Source organism: Actinomycetospora succinea (assembly GCF_004363095.1).
Classification (GTDB): domain Bacteria; phylum Actinomycetota; class Actinomycetes; order Mycobacteriales; family Pseudonocardiaceae; genus Actinomycetospora; species Actinomycetospora succinea.
In genome coordinates, this window is sequence record NZ_SNYO01000002.1 from 254,853 (window position 1) to 269,247 (window position 14,395).

Below are 14,395 nucleotides of genomic sequence, written 5' to 3' on the forward strand. Positions count from 1 at the left end.
GGCTAGGGCATCAGCGGGCGCGTGCGGCGCAGGATCGCGCGCACGGCCAGCGGGGCGCCCGCGGGCAGGAGCAGGCAGCCGAGCGCGCCGACGACCAGCAGCGGCACCGCGCCGGCGTGCAGCCCGATGCCGAGCGGCACCACGCCGAACAGCACGGTGGCGACGAGCCCGACGACGATCATGAGGTCGCCGACGCCCAGCCCCACCGCCCGCGGGGCGCTGACCCGGCGCACGAACTGCGGGTCCTCGTGCGCCAGGTGCGCGACGATGCCGGCGAAGCGCTCGTCGTCGGGGTCGGGCGAACGGTCGGCGGGGTTCCCGGACGTCTCCTCGAGCGGCCGTCCGGGCTCCTCGTGCGGCTCCACCCCACCACAGTCCACACGATCCGCCCTGGCGGCACCGTGTCGTCGGCCACGATGGGCTGCGCCCACGTGAGCGATCCGGGTCGCCCCGGCGACCCGGATCGCTCACGTGCGGAGCCTGCGCAGCACCTCCTCGAGCGCGTCGGCGAGCCCGGGGCTGTCGTCGCCGACGATCGCGCGCAGGTAGATGCCGTCGCCGAGGGCGGCGACGGCGTCCGCGGCCAGCGGGTCGCCGAGCTCCTCGGTCAGCGCGGCGCGCCACCCGGCCATGCAGCGCCGGGTGACCTCGGCGGCGCGCGGCTCGGTGGCGGAGAGCTTGATCATCGCGACCGTCGCGCGGTACACCGTGCTGCCCGCCGCGGGGTCGTCGATCGAGGTGCGCAGGTAGTAGCGCGCCACGCCCTCCGGGGCCTCGCGGGCGGTGGCGAGGTCGGCGTCGTTGAGCTCGCGCGAGCGGTCGAGGAGCCCGTCGAGCAGGGCCTCCCGCGAGCCGAAGTGGTAGAGCAGCCCGCCCTTGGACACGCCGGCCGCCGACGCCACGGCGTCGAGCGTGACCGTCTCCGGGCCGGAGGTCACGACGAGGTCCGTATAGGCGTCGAGGATGCGGTCGCGCTGTGACGGGCGAGGCACGGGGTTGACGCTATACCGTCCAGCCGGTGTAGTTTCGAGTTCGCCCGAAACTGCACCGTCCGGACGGTGCACACACAGTCGTGGAGGCGACGATGTCGCGCCGGTCGCCGGGGCTCGCCCTGGCCGTCCTGACCCTGCCGGTGCTGCTGATCAGCATCGACATGACGGTGCTGGGGGCGGCGCTGCCCGCCCTGACCGAGGACCTCGACCCCGGCGCCGCCGAACAGCTCTGGATCGTCGACGCCTACTCGTTCGTGCTCGCCGGGCTGCTGGTCACGATGGGCACGCTCGGCGACCGCATCGGCCGCCGGCGCCTGCTGATGTGGGGCGCCGCCGCGTTCGGCGTCGCGTCGGTGGCGGCGGCGTTCGCGCCGACCGCGGGCACGCTCGTCGTCGCCCGCGCCCTGCTGGGCCTCGGCGGGGCGACGCTCATGCCCTCGACGTTCTCGCTGATCAAGACCGCGTTCCCCGAGCCACGGCGGCGGGCGACCGCGGTGGCCGTCTGGTCGGCGGCGTTCTCGGGCGGGGCGGCCGCGGGGCCGGTCGTCGGCGGCTTCCTGCTCGAGCACTTCTGGTGGGGCTCGGTCTTCCTGATCAACGTCCCGGTGATCGTGCTCCTGCTCGCGCTCGGGCCGCGCGTCCTGCCCGAGAGCCGCGACCCGCACCCCGGCCCGTTCGACCTGCCGTCCGCGGCGCTCTCGCTCGCGGCGATGCTGCCGCTGGTGGCCGCGGTGAAGACCCTGGCGACCGAGGGCCCGACAGTCGGCGCCGGCGTCGCCGCGGTCGTCGGGATCGGGGCCGGCGTGGTGTTCGTCCGCCGCCAGCGCCGCCTGGAGCACCCGCTGATCGACCTGGCGCTGTTCGCGCGCCGCCCGTTCTCGGTGTCGGTGGTGACCAACCTGCTCGGCGTGTTCGCGCTGGTCGGGCTCCTGGTCCTGATCCCGCAGTACCTGCAGCTCGTGCTGGGCCTCGGCCCGCTGACCGCGGCGCTGTGGATGCTGCCGGGCTCGGTGGCCGGGGTGACGGGCGCGCTCGTCGCCGCCCGCCTGGTGCGCCGGTTCGCGGCCCCCGGGCTGGTCGGCGTCGGGCTCGGGCTCGCCGGGGCCGGGCTCGCCCTCGTCGGCCTGCTCGGCGGGCTGGGCGCGGTGGTCGCCGGGTTCGTGCTGCTCGGCGGCGGTGTCGCGCTCGCCGAGGCGCTGACCAACGACCTCATCCTCGCCGCGGCGCCCGCCGACCGCGCCGGCGCCGCGTCGGCGATCTCGGAGACCGGCTACGAGCTGGGCGGCGCGCTCGGCACCGCGGTGCTGGGCAGCGTCGCCGCGGCGGTGTTCACCGCCCGGACCGGGCAGGAGACGCTCGGCGGGGCGCTGACGCACCCCGGCGTCGACGGGGGCGTCGCGCGCGAGGCGTTCACGAGCGGGCTGCAGATGGCCTCGGTGATCGGGGCGGTCGTCCTCGCGGCGACGGCGCTCGGCGCCTGGCGCCTGCTGGGGAGGGCCGTCGAGGCGGAGCGGGAGCCGGCCGGGGTGTAGCACCCCGGCCGGTCCCCCGGTCCCGTCAGCGGGGCTGGACCTCGCCCATCTCGCCCCAGCCGTCCTGCGGGACGTTCTGCACGTTGATGATCTTCGGCGCGGTCGACACCCAGTCGGGGGCCTGCTCGACGAACCGCTGGAAGTGGTCCGACTGCACGTGCTCCTCGCCCGCGTCGTCCTGGAAGGCCTCCACCAGCACGAAGGTGTTGTCCTCCTCGAGGTGCCGCGACCACTCGAAGAAGATGTTCCCCGGCTCCCGGCGCACCGCGTCGGTGAACTCCTTGACCAGCGACGGGAACTGCTCGGCGTACTCCGGCTTCACCGTCCACTTGACGTTGATGAGGATCACGGCGGGTCTCTCTCCATCCACTTCGATCGTCGGAGCTGTCGACGTCGATCGTCCCGCGGCCCGGGAGAGGTCGCCACGGGACGGGGGCGGCGCCAGACTGGACCCATGGCCGAGACGGCGGACGGGCGCTCCGGGCGCCCGGCGGGCGCGCTCGCGGGCCACGTCGCCTACCACGGCTACGACCTGCGCGGCGGCGCCCCGGGCGTGCACCGCGGGCTGCCCTCGCCGTACCTGACGTTCATCGTCACCTTCGGCGAGCCGCTGACGATGCGGGCGCCCGACGGGTCGCTCGTGCGCCGCGACGTCGCGATCGGGGGCCTGCACACCACGCCGGAGTCGATCGTCCACGACGGCCGGCAGTCGGGTCTGCACGTCGTCCTCGACCCGATGGCCGCCCGCGCGCTGCTCGGCCGCCCGGCCGCGGAGCTCGCCGGCGTCACCGTCGACGGCGACGCCGTGCTCGGGGCGGTCGCGAAGGAACTGCACGAGCGCGTCGAGGAGGCCGACGGCTGGGCCGGGCGGTTCGCCGCGATCGACGACGTCCTGCGCCGCTCGCTCGACGGCGTCACCGGGACCGCCGCGCGCCCCGTCGCCCCCGAGGTGCGGGAGGCGTGGCGGCGGGTGGTGCGCTCCGGCGGGACGGTGCCGGTTCGCGCGCTCGCCGACGAGGTCGGGTGGAGCGAGCGGCACCTGGGCCAGCGGTTCCGCGCCGAGATCGGGGTGGCGCCGAAGGTCGCCGGGCGCATGGCGCGCTTCGACCGGGCCCGGCGGCGGCTCGCGGCCCGCGCGTCGGCGGGCGTCCCGCTGGGGCTCGCCGACATCGCCGCCGACGGGGGCTACGCCGACCAGGCCCACCTCACCCGCGAGTTCGGCGCGCTCGCCGGCTGCTCGCCGACGCGCTGGATCGCCGAGGAGATCGGGAACATCCAAGACCCGGTGATGCCGGAGGGGACATCGTGAGCGCCATGGACAACACCGACGGCAAGACCCCGCCGCCCACCGTCTGGCCCACGCTCGCCGCCGCCGACGCCCGCGGGCTCATGGCCTGGCTGACCGGCGTGCTCGGGTTCGTCGAGGTCGTCGCCTACGCGGGCGACGACGGCGTCGTGCAGCACGCCGAGCTCGCGTGGCCCACCGGCGGCGGGCTCATGATGGGCCAGCAGCGCCCGGGCACCGACGAGCGCGCCACCTCCAGCGGCTCGTTCGCCGCCTACGTCGTCGTGCCGGACGCCGCGGAGATCGACGCCATCGCCGCCCGCGTCCGCGACGCCGGGGACGGCGAGATCGTCCGCGAGCCCTACGACACCGACTACGGCTCCCACGACGTCGCCGTGCGCGACCCCGAGGGCAACCACTGGCAGTTCGGGACCTACCCGGGCGCGCCGCGGCCCTGACCGCGGGGGAGATCGAGCGCTCAGCCCTCCGCCGGGAACGACAGGTGCTGGTGGACCATCCGCCAGCCGTCGGGGGTCCGGCGGAAGACGCGGGTGCCGCGCGAGCGCACCGTCTCGCCGCCGGCGGGCGTGAGGTGGTCGATCCCCCACGAGACGGCGAGGTCGCCGCCGACGGACACGCGCAGGTCCGGGATCTCCCAGTCGACGGGGCCGGGCGAGGCCTCGAGCCCCTCGCGGCACACCTCGCGCACCTCGTCGATGCCGACGTACTCCAGCTTCCCGGCCATTTCGTAGGAGACGACGTCGTCGGCGATCGTGGCGACGAGGCCGTCGAGGTCGCCGGCCGCGGTGTCGGCCACCCAGCCGCGGTGCACCGCGCGGACCGCCTGCTCGTCCTCCTCGGCGATCGGGGTCTCGTCGGCGAAGGAGTGGTGCTCGTGGGCGACGACCCAGCGGCCGTCCTCCTTGCGCAGCCCGAGGGTGAGGCGCAGGCGGCGCTCGGGGTGGGCGGCGCGCTCGGCGGGCGTGTCGCAGAGCAGCAGGGCGTGGGCGAACGCGACGTCGTCGCCCGCGGTGACGTCGAGCTCGACGATGTCGAAGCTCGCGCCGGAGGCCTGGAACCCGAAGAACGGCGGCCAGGTCTGCGCGTAGTCCTCGATCCCGCGCACGCCGTCGTGGGGCGGCGGGACGTCGTACATGACGATGTCGCGGGCGTGGTCGGCGAGCACCGTGTCCAGGTCGCCCACGTGGACCGCGTGCGCCCACCGCTCGATGAGCTCGCGGATCTCCTTCTCGTCGGCCGTGGCCATGGTGTCCTCCTCGGTGGATCGTGCTCTCACCCGGTGGAACTCCCGCACGGCCGGCGAGTCATCGGTCGGCCGCGAGGGATTCCAGGAAGGCCGCGGGCGGGAGGGCGTCCGGGTCGCCCGGCGCCCAGCCGACGGGGTCCTCGCCGAGCGGGGCCAGGGCGCGGACCTGGTCGGCGCACCACGGCGAGATGCCCGGCCACGTCCCGGCGAGGACGTCGTCGCGGAAGAGCGCCCACGCGACGGTGCGGACCTCGTCGACCTCGCCGGGGTCGGGCTCGCGGGGCTCGTCGCTGGTGTGCGCCACGAACACCGGGCACATCTCGTTCTCGATCACCCCTCCCTGCTCGGCGCGGTAGCGGAAGCCGGGCAGCACGAGGCGCAGGCGGTCGAGCTCGATGCCCAGCTCCTGGCGGGCGCGCCGGCGCAGCGCGACGTCCATCGGCTCGCCCGGGCCGGGGTGACCGCAGAAGCTGTTGGTCCACACCCCCGGGAACGTGGCCTTGCTGCGGGCCCGGCGGGTCACCACCAGCTCGCCGCGCGCGTCGAACACGTAGCAGGAGAAGGCGAGGTGCAGCGGCGTCGCGTCGTGGTGCACGTCGGCCTTCGCCGCCGTTCCCGCCGCCGCTCCCGCCTCGTCGAGCAGCACGACCCGTTCGGTGATCCCCACAGGGAGCCAGCTTCCCCGGACGGGACGGAAGCGGCATCTCGGGATCGAGGAGGTCACCCCGCTGCCGGCCCCGCGGGAGCATCACCGCAGGTCACGAACCGTCGCCAGGCACGGGCGGGCGAAAGGTGGTACACAAGCGAGATCGGCGGGCCCGGGCTCATCCCTCGAGTCCGGGCCCGCCTCTCGCCGCTGCCGCTGGGCGCCACCACAACACCCGCGCAGCGATGAGGTAAGCCTAACCTCATCCCGAGTGATCGCGCCAGCCCCCTGCCCGACCGATTTTCACCAGCGCCCGGGCGGGCCCCAGTGATCACCCGGACCGCGGCCGTGCCACCGCCCGCGCCGGGCACGACCGGCGTGCCCGAGGATCACGAACAGCAGCGGCAGGACGAGCAGGCCGCCGGCGGATCCGGTGGTCACGGCCCCGAGCACCATCACCGGCAGCATCATCACGAGCAGGATCGCGATCCCGAGGCCGGCCACGGGCGGGCGCACCGGCAGGTGGTCGTTCCGGGCCTCGCGGCGCGGGGCGGGAGCGGCCGGGGCCGGCGGCCTCGGCGCCTCGGGCAGCGTCGGGTGCGGCGCCGGCAGGTCGGTGAAGAGCTCCGCGAGGTCGACGCGGTGCACCGCCACGGCGGCGCGGGCCGAGCGGTCGCCGAACTCGTCGACGTCGAGACGGCCGGCGGCGAGGTGGTCCCCCAGCGCGTCGAGGGCGGCCGTGCGGTCGGCGTCGCCGACGCGGAGCCCGTCGCGGCCGGCCGGTCGGGACGGCCTCTCGGGCAGGTGCTCGTCCCCGGTGTGCGGATCGTCGGTGTCCACGGCGCCTCCTCACGCCGGTCGGGACGACCCCGGTGCGCCCGGCCCGGCACCTCCATCGTGCGCCTCCCGGCGAGGGAGCGGTGTGAATCGCGGGCAACGACTGAGGACAGCCTCAGCTTTCTGGAACCATTCCAGTCTTCGTGGGAGCCTGGAGGCATGTCCGAAGCCGTGAGCACCGAGGGCGGCGTCCACCCCGAGCCGCACGGCGGTGAGCTGTCCCAGCGCCTGAACTGGCTGCGCGCCGGGGTGCTCGGCGCCAACGACGGGATCGTCTCGACCGCCGGCATCGTCGTCGGCGTGGCCGGCGCGACCGCCGAGCGCGCGCCGATCGCCACCGCCGGCGTCGCGGGCCTCGTCGCCGGCGCCGTGTCGATGGCGCTCGGCGAGTACGTGTCGGTGTCCAGCCAGCGCGACTCCGAGCGGGCCCAGCTCGCCAAGGAGCGCCGCGAGCTGCGCGAGGCCCCGCGCGAGGAGCTCGAGGAGCTGACCGAGCTCTACGAGGAGAAGGGGCTCTCGCGCGAGACCGCCCAGCGGGTGGCCGTCGAGCTCACCGAGCACGACGCGCTCGCCGCGCACGTCGACGCCGAGCTGCACCTCGACCCCGAGGAGCTCACGAGCCCGTGGCGGGCGGCCGGCGCGTCGGCGGTCTCGTTCGTCTCGGGCGCGCTGCTCCCCCTGATCGCGATCCTCGCGACCCCGACGACCTGGCGGGTCCCCGTCACCGTCGCGGTGGTGCTCCTGGCCCTCGGGCTCGCCGGGTGGATCAGCGCCCGCCTCGGCGGCGCGACCCCGCGCCGGGCCGTGCTGCGCGTGGTGGTCGGCGGCGCCCTGGGGCTCGCCGTGACCTACGGGATCGGCTGGCTGATCGGCGGCGCGGTCGGCTGAGACACCGCCTGCGTGAACCTCGCCGCGACGCGGCGGAACTCCTCGACAAGGGCATCCGGGGACTCCACCGTGAAGTCGGCGTCCAGCCCGGTGAGGATCAGCGCCGCGGACCGGGCGTCGTCGGTGGACAGCATCACGCGACAGGCGTCCGGACCCCGCTCCTCGACGCGGACCTGGTCGGTCCAGATCGTGGCGCGGACCTGCGCGGCCGGGGCCTCCACCCGCACGACGCAGCGGAACGGCCGGACGTCCGCGACGCGGTCGGAGACGAACGCCGCCGGGTCGCCGCCCGGGATCTCGCGCGGGGTGAAGCGCGGCCCGGTGGGCAGGCCGTCGGGCGCGAGCCGCGGGGTCATGCGGTCGACGCGCAGGGTGCGCCAGTCCTCGCGGTCGCGGTCCCACGCCACCAGGTACCAGCGCCGGCCCCAGGCCACGAGGTGGATCGGCTCGATGCGCCGGCGGGTGGGCGTGCCGTCGCGCGCGGTGTAGTCGATCTCGAGGACCCGCCGGTCGCGGCAGGCGCCGCCGACCGCCGCGAGCACCGCGGGGTCGACCGACGGGGCGACGCGGGGCGCCACGATCGCCACCGGCATCGCCGCGATCCGGTGGCGCAGGCGCGCGGGCAGGATCCGCTCGAGCTTCACCAGCGCCGCCAGCGCGGTCTCCCCCGTGCCCGCCACCCCGGTCCCCGCCGCCGTCCGCAGGGTCACCGCGACCGCCACGGCCTCGTCGTCGTCGAGCAGCAGCGGCGGCAGCGCGGCCCCGGCGCCGAGGCGGTAGCCACCGCCCGGACCGAAGTCGACCTCGACGGGGTAGTCGAGGCCGCGCAGCTTGTCGACGTCGCGGCGCACGGTGCGGGTGGTGACGCCCATCCGCTCGGCGAGCTCCGGGCCGGTCCACTCCGGACGGGCCTGCAGGAGCGACAGCAGCCGCAGGAGGCGGGCGGAGGTCTCGAGCACGGGCTCAGTGTGCCGTGGGTGGCGGACAGGAGCTGTCCGCCGATCTGACGGGTCGAGCTCCGCTGCGTCTCCCGACTAGAACGCCGCCCGCACCCCGTCCATGCTGCCGAGGATCGCCGGCACGTCCGACCACGCCGTGACCAGCGCGAACCCGTCGGCCGCGCGGGCCGCCGCGTACGCCGGGTCCGTCGCGTGCACCGCGGCGCGCGTCCCGGACGCCGCGCAGGCCGCGAGGACGCGGGCGAAGGCGTCGTGGATCGCGGGCTCCTCGCGGTTCTGCGCCGGCCCGATCCCGAGGGCCACGCCGAGGTCCCCCGGCCCGACGAAGAGCCCGTCCAGCCCCGGCACGGCGGCGATCTCCGCGGCCCGGTCCAGCGCGCCGGCCGTCTCGATCATCGCGAAGGCCAGCACCGAGTCCGCGACGGCGACCGGGTCGTCGCCGGGGCGCAGGGCCGTGCGGACCGGCCCGAACGAGCGGCGGCCGTCGGGCGGGTAGCGGCACGCGGCGACGAGCTCGGCGGCGGTGGCGGCGTCGGACACCATCGGCGCGATCACCCCGCGGACCCCGAGGTCGAGCACGAACCCGATGATCGACTCGTCGACGGCGGGCAGCCGCACGAGCGGGGTGAGCCCGTGGGCGGCGATCGCGCGGACGGCGTCGGCGCTGCGGGCGCGGTCGAACAGGCCGTGCTGCAGGTCGAGGGTGAGGGCGTCGAGCAGCCCGTGACCGGCGGCGTGGGCCGCGACGACCTCGACGAGGTGCGGGTCGGGCACGGTCAGCCAGCCGTTGCGGGCGGCGCGTCCCGCGGTCCAGGCCGCCCGGACCGTGTCGGACAGAGGGTCAGTCACAGGTCGACACCGCCTCCCGGCCGGCGAACCGGCCCTCGAGGAACGGGACCGCGGCGGCGAACCCGGGGACGGCCCCGCCGACGTGGGTGGGCACGGGCGTGGGCACGAACTGCACGGTCGCACCACGCGCGCACCACCGCTCGACGAGCTCGCGGTCCTGGTCGAACGGGACGATGTCGTCGGCGACGCTGTGCACGATCAGCACGGGCGCCTCCGGGGTGCGCGCGCCGATCCGCTGCTCCTCCACGCGGGTGCGGAACGGCTCCTCGTCGAGGTAGTCGGTCAGCGGGCGGCCGTCGCGGGTCAGGGTCGCGGTGCGGGTGCCGGGGTAGCGCGCCACGGTGTCGCCGGTGCACTGGTCGCGGGTCTCGGCGAGGATCGCCCGGCCGCGGTCGTTCAGCACCTCGTCGACCGGCAGGTCCGGGTAGGCCGCCCGGAACCCGTTGACGGCGTACGCCAGGAGCCCGGCGCCGGGCTTTCCGTCGAGGAACGCGGCCACCGCCGCGAGGTCCGCAGGCACCGCGCCGGCGTAGGCGCCGACGAGGTCGAGCTCGGGGGCGTAGGACGGCGCGAGCTCCGCGGCGGCCGCCGAGGCGCCGCCGCCCTGGGAGTAGCCGGCCAGGGCGACCGGGCCGTCCGCGGGGACGCCGACGTCGAGGGCCTGCGCCGCTCGCGCCATGTCGAGCACGGCGTGCGCCGTGGCCGCCCGGTTGACGTAGGTGTGCTCGCCGGGGGTGCCGAGGCCCTCGTAGTCGGTGACGGCGACCGCGAAGCCCGCGGTCAGCAGCGTCGAGACGAACGGGGCCTCGTACTCGGTGCCCGCGGCGAACTGCCGCGACGGCGCGCAGCGGTCCGCGAGGCCCTGGGTGCCCGCGGCGTAGGAGACCAGCCGCAACGGCCCGGGCGGCGGGGCCAGGGGCACGATCACCGTGCCGCTGACGGTGTTCGGCCGGCCCGCGGTGTCGGTGCTGCGGTAGAGCACGCGCGTGGCCCGCCCGGGCAGCGGCGCCGGGAGCGGCACCGCGCTCACCACGTCGCCGGGATCACCGCCCGCCGTCTCGTCGGCGGACGCGGGGCCGACGAGCAGACCGCCGGCGAGCAGACCGACCAGGATCACCAGCACCGACCGCACCCGAGCCTCCTGAAGGCTCGGGACCGGGGAGCGCCGAGACCTCGGTCACCTTCTCAGGGACTGCTCCGTCCGAGGGAACCGGGTCGGTGATCCGTGGCCGTACGATCGAGGGTGATGGCCGCTCCGACGCGCACCTCCGCGCCCCGTTTCAGCTTCGATCGCGACACCGCCTACACGATCACCGTGCGCGACGAGGCCGGCGAGCGCCTCGAGTACGCGCTCGACGCCTACCAGGGCTGGCTCTCCGGCCCCGACGGCATCCGCCACCGCTTCGGTGCGCACCGGCGCACCCGCACCGAGCTGCGCGACGACAGCATCCGCACGGTCGTCGGCCCCTGATCCCGCGGGTTACTGGCTGGTATCGCTCGCTCAGCGAGTGATACCAGCCAGTAACCCGGGACTTTCCCCCTCGCGCGGAGTCCCGCCGCCTCCGACTCGGCAGGACGGGCGCGGGCGGTGTCCGATCAGGAGACCAGACCGCAGCGGAAGCCCTGGGCCACCGCCTGGGCGCGGTCGGCCGCCGAGAGCTTGCGGAACAGCCGGCGGGCGTGGGTCTTCACCGTGTCCTCGGACAGGTAGAGCTCGCGCCCGATCTGGCCGTTGCTCTTGCCCTGGCTCATCCCGCGCAGGACCTGCATCTCGCGCTCGGTGAGGTTGACGCCCGCGCCCGGCGACGCGGAGCGCTGCATGGGCATCGAGCCGGCCTCGGCGCCGACGGCCGAGTGGGCGAGCGCGGCGACGAGCTCGGGGCGCGAGGCGTCCCAGCGCAGGTAGCCGCGGGCGCCGCCGGCGATCGCGGCGGCGATGCTGCCGCCGTCGTCGGGGGCACCGAAGACCATGACGTTGGCCTGCGGGTGCGCGGCCATGAGGCGCCGGGTCGCCTCGGCGCCGGAGGCGACCGCGCGCTGGGTGCCGACGAACACGACGTCCGCGCTCTGGCGGGCGTAGCGGGTGAGCAGCTCGTCCGCGGTGGACACGCAGTCGATGCGCTGGACGCCGGGCACCGCGGACATGACGCGCGTCAGTCCTTCGCGGACACTGCGCCGGTCGTCGCAGATCAGAACCGTCCTCATACAGACTCCGTCCGAGATGGGGAGACCGCCCGGGCCGATGTTTCAGTGGGCGCTGCTCCCCTCATCGGCCGTCCCACCCGTCCGCTTGACCCCCGAATGACAACCACGTGGTTAGGAACCCCCGATGGAGTGGCGCAGCAACCCCCGCCGCGTACTGGTCGTCAACGGCCCCAACCTGGATCTCCTGGGCCGCCGCGAGCCCGACATCTACGGGCACGACACCCTCGCCGACCTGGAGGATCGTGCCCGGCGCACCGCCGCCGACCTCGGCCTCGAGGTCGACGCCCGCCAGAGCAACCACGAGGGCGTGCTCATCGACTGGGTGCACGAGGCGATGACCGACCACGGCGGGTTGATCATCAATCCGGGCGGCTACACGCACACGTCCGTGGCCCTGCGCGACGCGCTGGCCGCACTGCCCGTCCCCGTGGTCGAGGTGCACCTGTCGAACGTCCACGCCAGGGAGTCGTTCCGCTCGCACTCGTACGTGTCACCGGTGGCCACGGCCGTGATCGCCGGGGCCGGGGTGACGGGCTACGACCTCGCGCTGCGTTTCCTCGCCGAGCGGCTCGTGCGTCAGGCCTGAGCGAGGCCCGCACGCCCGGCCAGCGCCGCCAGCTCCCCGGCGAGGGCCTCCCGGAACTGCAGGGGCAGGAAGTGCGACCCCGGCAGGCGCACCAGCCGGGCGTCGGGCAGCACGGACGCCAGCGCGGCCATGTCGGCGGGCGGGGCGAGGGTGTCGTAGTCGCCGGCCACGACCGTCACGGGCATCGTCAGCGTGCGCAGGACGGCGTCGTCCGGCGCCTCGTGGTCGGCCGCGGCCAGCACCATCCGCGAGAACCAGGTCCAGTCGTGCCGGGCGAACTGCCGGGCCACCTCGGCGAGCGTGATCATCGGGGCGGCGGCGCCGGTCGGGTCGAGGGACGCCGCGTCCATGCCGGCGCGCTCGAGGGCCTCGCGGCTCGCGTCCATGCCGCGCGGCAGCAGGTCGATCACCCCGGAGATCGGCGGGCCGACCACGCGCAGCAGCCAGCCGCCGAGCTGGGCGGCGCGCCGGTGCACGCCCTCGGGGACCCCGACGCCCGGGATGGCGCCCGGGAACGCCGGCAGCACCCGGAACACGCCCGTCGCCACGCCGCCGAGGGCGAGCAGGCCGGCCACGCGGTCGGGGGCGCGCCGCGCCGCCTCGATCGCGACCGCCACGCCCACCGACCAGCCCACGACCACCGCGCGGTCCATGCCGGCGGCGTCCAGGGTGGCGATCAGGTCGTCGGCGTGGTCGCCGACGCGGATGTGGGACTCGTCGGCCGGGCGGGCCGACCCGCCGAGACCGCGGTGGTACCAGGTGGTCGCGTGGTAGCCGCAGTGCTCGCCGTGCAGGAACGGCCACGCGGTCGCGCTCGCGCCCAGACCGTTGGAGAGGACGACCGGCACGCCCGCGGCGCCGTTGTCCCAGCGCCGCAGCCGCGTGCCGTCACCGGCGAGCACGTCCTCGACGTACCCGCCGTCCTCCTCCTCGTCGCGCTGGGTCACCCGGTCAGGATGCCGCTGCGGCGCGCTTCTTCATCTCCTCCTCGGAGAGGTAGTCGCGCGTCTCCTCGAACGACGAGGTCTCGCTCTTGCGCCCGTGCAGGAAGCCGATGCGCACGAAGTCGTCGCCGCCGAACAGGTGGAGGATCCAGTTGAAGACGACGCGGGCGCGCGTGCGGGTCAGCGGCAGCGCGTAGAGGTGGTAGGCCCGGGTGACGACCTGGGCGACGACGCCCGTGAGCCGCAGCTTGAGCGGGTGCGCCACCGCCTGGGTGCCGCCGAGGTCGACGACGAGGCCCAGGTCGTGGTGCTTGTACTCGCGCAGCGGCTGCCCGCGCAGCGAGGCGACGACGTTCTCGGCCGCGATCACCGCCTGGCGGACCGCGTGCTGCGCGGTGGGCGGGCAGACCGCCGACCCGGGCGGGTCCGCGGTGAGGTCGGGGACGGCGGCGGCGTCGCCGAGCACGAAGACGTCGTCGTACCCGTCGAGGCGCAGGTCCGTGGTCGCCTTCACCCGGCCGCGGACCAGCTCCACGTTGAGGGTCTTGACCAGCGGGCTCGCGGTGACGCCCGCGGTCCACACCAGCGTCCGGGTGGGGATAACGCTGCCGTCGGTGAGCGTGACGCTGTCCGCCGTGACCTGCTCCACCCCGGTCTCGAGGCGGACGCCGATGCCGCGGCGGCGCAGCAGGTCGAGGGCCTCCTCGCCGAGACGCTGCCCCAGCTCGGGCATGAGCCGCGGCGCGATGTCGATCAGCGTCCACTTCACGAGCGTCGGGTCCAGGCGCGGGAAGCGCTTCATCGCGGCGTCGGTGAGCAGCTCGAGCGACGCCGCGGTCTCGGTGCCGGCGTAGCCGCCGCCGACCACGACGAAGCTGCAGCGGGCCGCGCGCTCCTCGGGGTCGGTCGACGCGTTGGCCAGCTCGAGCTGGGAGAGGACGTGGTCGCGCAGGTACGCGGCCTCGCCGAGGTTCTTCATGCCCAGGCCGTGCTCCTCGAGCCCGGGGATGTCGAACTGGCGGGTGACGCTGCCCGCCGTGATGACCAGCCGGTCGTAGGGCAGGTCGACGACGGCCTCGTCGATCTTGCGGACGACCGCGACCTTGCGCTCCAGGTCGAGCCCCACCACCTGGCCGGGCAGGCGCTGCGCCCGCTTGATGGCCCGCGGCAGCGGCACGGTGACCGACTGGGCGGTGATCACCCCGGCCGCCACCTGGGGCAGCAGGGGGAGGTAGAGCATGTAGTCGTGGGGGTTGACCACCACGATCTCCACCTCGCCGCGGGCCAGCTCACCCTTGAGCTCGCTCTCGAGGCGCTGGACGGCCTTCAAGCCGGCGAACCCGGCGCCGACCACCACGATGCGCTGCGCGCTCATCTGAGCATGTCCTCCCTGCTGCGCGTACCT

At 75.4% G+C, this 14,395-nt stretch carries 18 protein-coding genes; 6 read left to right on the top strand and 12 right to left on the bottom strand.

Annotated elements, in window-relative coordinates:
* Positions 1 to 2: 2 nt before the first annotated feature.
* Together EV188_RS07575 and EV188_RS07580 are read right to left on the bottom strand one after the other, a co-directional pair.
* On the bottom strand, positions 3 to 365 hold the full coding sequence (locus EV188_RS07575; RefSeq protein WP_166659774.1) for a DUF3040 domain-containing protein: 363 nt from the start codon (positions 363 to 365) through the stop codon (positions 3 to 5).
* Between the two features lie 102 nt (positions 366 to 467).
* A complete protein-coding gene (locus EV188_RS07580) occupies positions 468 to 992 on the bottom strand; it encodes a TetR/AcrR family transcriptional regulator (RefSeq protein WP_133825654.1) in 525 nt (174 codons plus the stop codon).
* A gap of 92 nt (positions 993 to 1,084) precedes the next feature.
* Between EV188_RS07580 and EV188_RS07585 the strand changes: the two genes are divergently transcribed.
* Positions 1,085 to 2,524 (top strand): MFS transporter, encoded by a 1,440-nt coding sequence (locus EV188_RS07585; RefSeq protein WP_133825655.1) that lies wholly within the window; start codon positions 1,085 to 1,087, stop codon positions 2,522 to 2,524.
* A 25-nt stretch (positions 2,525 to 2,549) separates the two neighbouring features.
* Here EV188_RS07585 and EV188_RS07590 read toward each other — a convergent pair whose 3' ends face one another.
* Positions 2,550 to 2,873, bottom strand: coding sequence for a putative quinol monooxygenase (locus EV188_RS07590; RefSeq protein ID WP_133825656.1), 324 nt, complete (start codon positions 2,871 to 2,873; stop codon positions 2,550 to 2,552).
* Positions 2,874 to 2,978: 105 nt separating this feature from the next.
* On the opposite strand from EV188_RS07590, the gene EV188_RS07595 reads away from it, so the two are divergent.
* Together EV188_RS07595 and EV188_RS31425 are read left to right on the top strand one after the other, a co-directional pair.
* A complete protein-coding gene (locus EV188_RS07595) occupies positions 2,979 to 3,833 on the top strand; it encodes a helix-turn-helix domain-containing protein (protein WP_133825657.1) in 855 nt (284 codons plus the stop codon).
* 5 nt (positions 3,834 to 3,838) lie between these two features.
* A complete protein-coding gene (locus tag EV188_RS31425) occupies positions 3,839 to 4,267 on the top strand; it encodes a VOC family protein (RefSeq protein ID WP_166659775.1) in 429 nt (142 codons plus the stop codon).
* Positions 4,268 to 4,287: 20 nt separating this feature from the next.
* Here EV188_RS31425 and EV188_RS07605 read toward each other — a convergent pair whose 3' ends face one another.
* The 3 genes from EV188_RS07605 to EV188_RS07615 form a co-directional block, all read right to left on the bottom strand.
* Complete coding sequence (locus EV188_RS07605; protein WP_133825658.1) at positions 4,288 to 5,076, bottom strand: YybH family protein; 789 nt, start codon at positions 5,074 to 5,076, stop codon at positions 4,288 to 4,290.
* Between the two features lie 58 nt (positions 5,077 to 5,134).
* Complete coding sequence (gene idi, locus EV188_RS07610) at positions 5,135 to 5,737, bottom strand: isopentenyl-diphosphate Delta-isomerase (protein WP_133826287.1); 603 nt, start codon at positions 5,735 to 5,737, stop codon at positions 5,135 to 5,137.
* 288 nt (positions 5,738 to 6,025) lie between these two features.
* A complete protein-coding gene (locus tag EV188_RS07615; protein ID WP_243741543.1) occupies positions 6,026 to 6,562 on the bottom strand; it encodes a DUF1707 SHOCT-like domain-containing protein in 537 nt (178 codons plus the stop codon).
* Between the two features lie 156 nt (positions 6,563 to 6,718).
* On the opposite strand from EV188_RS07615, the gene EV188_RS07620 reads away from it, so the two are divergent.
* Entirely contained in the window at positions 6,719 to 7,447 is a 729-nt protein-coding gene (locus EV188_RS07620) for a VIT1/CCC1 transporter family protein (protein ID WP_133825659.1), read from the top strand.
* Here the strand turns inward: EV188_RS07620 and EV188_RS07625 are convergent.
* The 3 genes from EV188_RS07625 to EV188_RS07635 form a co-directional block, all read right to left on the bottom strand.
* On the bottom strand, positions 7,408 to 8,406 hold the full coding sequence (locus EV188_RS07625; RefSeq protein WP_133825660.1) for a helix-turn-helix transcriptional regulator: 999 nt from the start codon (positions 8,404 to 8,406) through the stop codon (positions 7,408 to 7,410). The two genes, EV188_RS07620 and EV188_RS07625, sit on opposite strands and share 40 nt — an antisense overlap.
* Before the next feature lie 75 nt (positions 8,407 to 8,481).
* Complete coding sequence (locus EV188_RS07630; protein WP_133825661.1) at positions 8,482 to 9,255, bottom strand: HpcH/HpaI aldolase family protein; 774 nt, start codon at positions 9,253 to 9,255, stop codon at positions 8,482 to 8,484.
* Positions 9,248 to 10,378 (bottom strand): lipase family protein, encoded by a 1,131-nt coding sequence (locus EV188_RS07635; protein ID WP_424922920.1) that lies wholly within the window; start codon positions 10,376 to 10,378, stop codon positions 9,248 to 9,250. Before EV188_RS07635 ends, EV188_RS07630 begins: the two co-directional genes overlap by 8 nt.
* A 123-nt stretch (positions 10,379 to 10,501) precedes the next feature.
* Here EV188_RS07635 and EV188_RS07640 point away from each other — a divergent pair, with 123 nt between their 5' ends.
* Positions 10,502 to 10,726 (top strand): hypothetical protein, encoded by a 225-nt coding sequence (locus EV188_RS07640; RefSeq protein ID WP_133825663.1) that lies wholly within the window; start codon positions 10,502 to 10,504, stop codon positions 10,724 to 10,726.
* A gap of 125 nt (positions 10,727 to 10,851) precedes the next feature.
* Here EV188_RS07640 and EV188_RS07645 read toward each other — a convergent pair whose 3' ends face one another.
* The gene (locus tag EV188_RS07645; RefSeq protein ID WP_133825664.1) at positions 10,852 to 11,460 is read right to left on the bottom strand and encodes a response regulator transcription factor; all 609 of its coding nucleotides are present in this window, start codon (positions 11,458 to 11,460) and stop codon (positions 10,852 to 10,854) included.
* Positions 11,461 to 11,584: 124 nt separating this feature from the next.
* On the opposite strand from EV188_RS07645, the gene aroQ reads away from it, so the two are divergent.
* Positions 11,585 to 12,046, top strand: a complete 462-nt coding sequence (gene aroQ / locus EV188_RS07650; protein WP_133825665.1) for a type II 3-dehydroquinate dehydratase — start codon at positions 11,585 to 11,587, stop codon at positions 12,044 to 12,046.
* On the opposite strand, the gene EV188_RS07655 is transcribed toward aroQ, so the two are convergent.
* Positions 12,037 to 12,993 carry an alpha/beta fold hydrolase gene (locus EV188_RS07655; RefSeq protein WP_133825666.1) on the bottom strand — a complete coding sequence of 319 codons (957 nt, stop codon included), beginning with the start codon at positions 12,991 to 12,993 and terminating at the stop codon, positions 12,037 to 12,039. The genes aroQ and EV188_RS07655 overlap by 10 nt on opposite strands.
* Before the next feature lie 4 nt (positions 12,994 to 12,997).
* On the bottom strand, positions 12,998 to 14,365 hold the full coding sequence (locus EV188_RS07660; protein WP_133825667.1) for an NAD(P)/FAD-dependent oxidoreductase: 1,368 nt from the start codon (positions 14,363 to 14,365) through the stop codon (positions 12,998 to 13,000).
* Positions 14,366 to 14,395 lie beyond the last annotated feature (30 nt).

Excerpts from the sequence above, each read along its gene's own strand:
- EV188_RS07585 (WP_133825655.1), top strand. The coding sequence starts at position 1,085 with ATGTCGCGCCGGTCGCCGGGGCTCGCCCTGGCCGTCCTGACCCTGCCG.
- EV188_RS07595 (WP_133825657.1), top strand. The coding sequence starts at position 2,979 with ATGGCCGAGACGGCGGACGGGCGCTCCGGGCGCCCGGCGGGCGCGCTC.
- EV188_RS31425 (WP_166659775.1), top strand. The coding sequence starts at position 3,839 with ATGGACAACACCGACGGCAAGACCCCGCCGCCCACCGTCTGGCCCACG.
- EV188_RS07605 (WP_133825658.1), bottom strand. The coding sequence starts at position 5,076 with ATGGCCACGGCCGACGAGAAGGAGATCCGCGAGCTCATCGAGCGGTGG.
- EV188_RS07620 (WP_133825659.1), top strand. The coding sequence starts at position 6,719 with ATGTCCGAAGCCGTGAGCACCGAGGGCGGCGTCCACCCCGAGCCGCAC.
- EV188_RS07640 (WP_133825663.1), top strand. The coding sequence starts at position 10,502 with ATGGCCGCTCCGACGCGCACCTCCGCGCCCCGTTTCAGCTTCGATCGC.
- EV188_RS07645 (WP_133825664.1), bottom strand. The coding sequence starts at position 11,460 with ATGAGGACGGTTCTGATCTGCGACGACCGGCGCAGTGTCCGCGAAGGA.
- aroQ (WP_133825665.1), top strand. The coding sequence starts at position 11,585 with ATGGAGTGGCGCAGCAACCCCCGCCGCGTACTGGTCGTCAACGGCCCC.
- EV188_RS07660 (WP_133825667.1), bottom strand. The coding sequence starts at position 14,365 with ATGAGCGCGCAGCGCATCGTGGTGGTCGGCGCCGGGTTCGCCGGCTTG.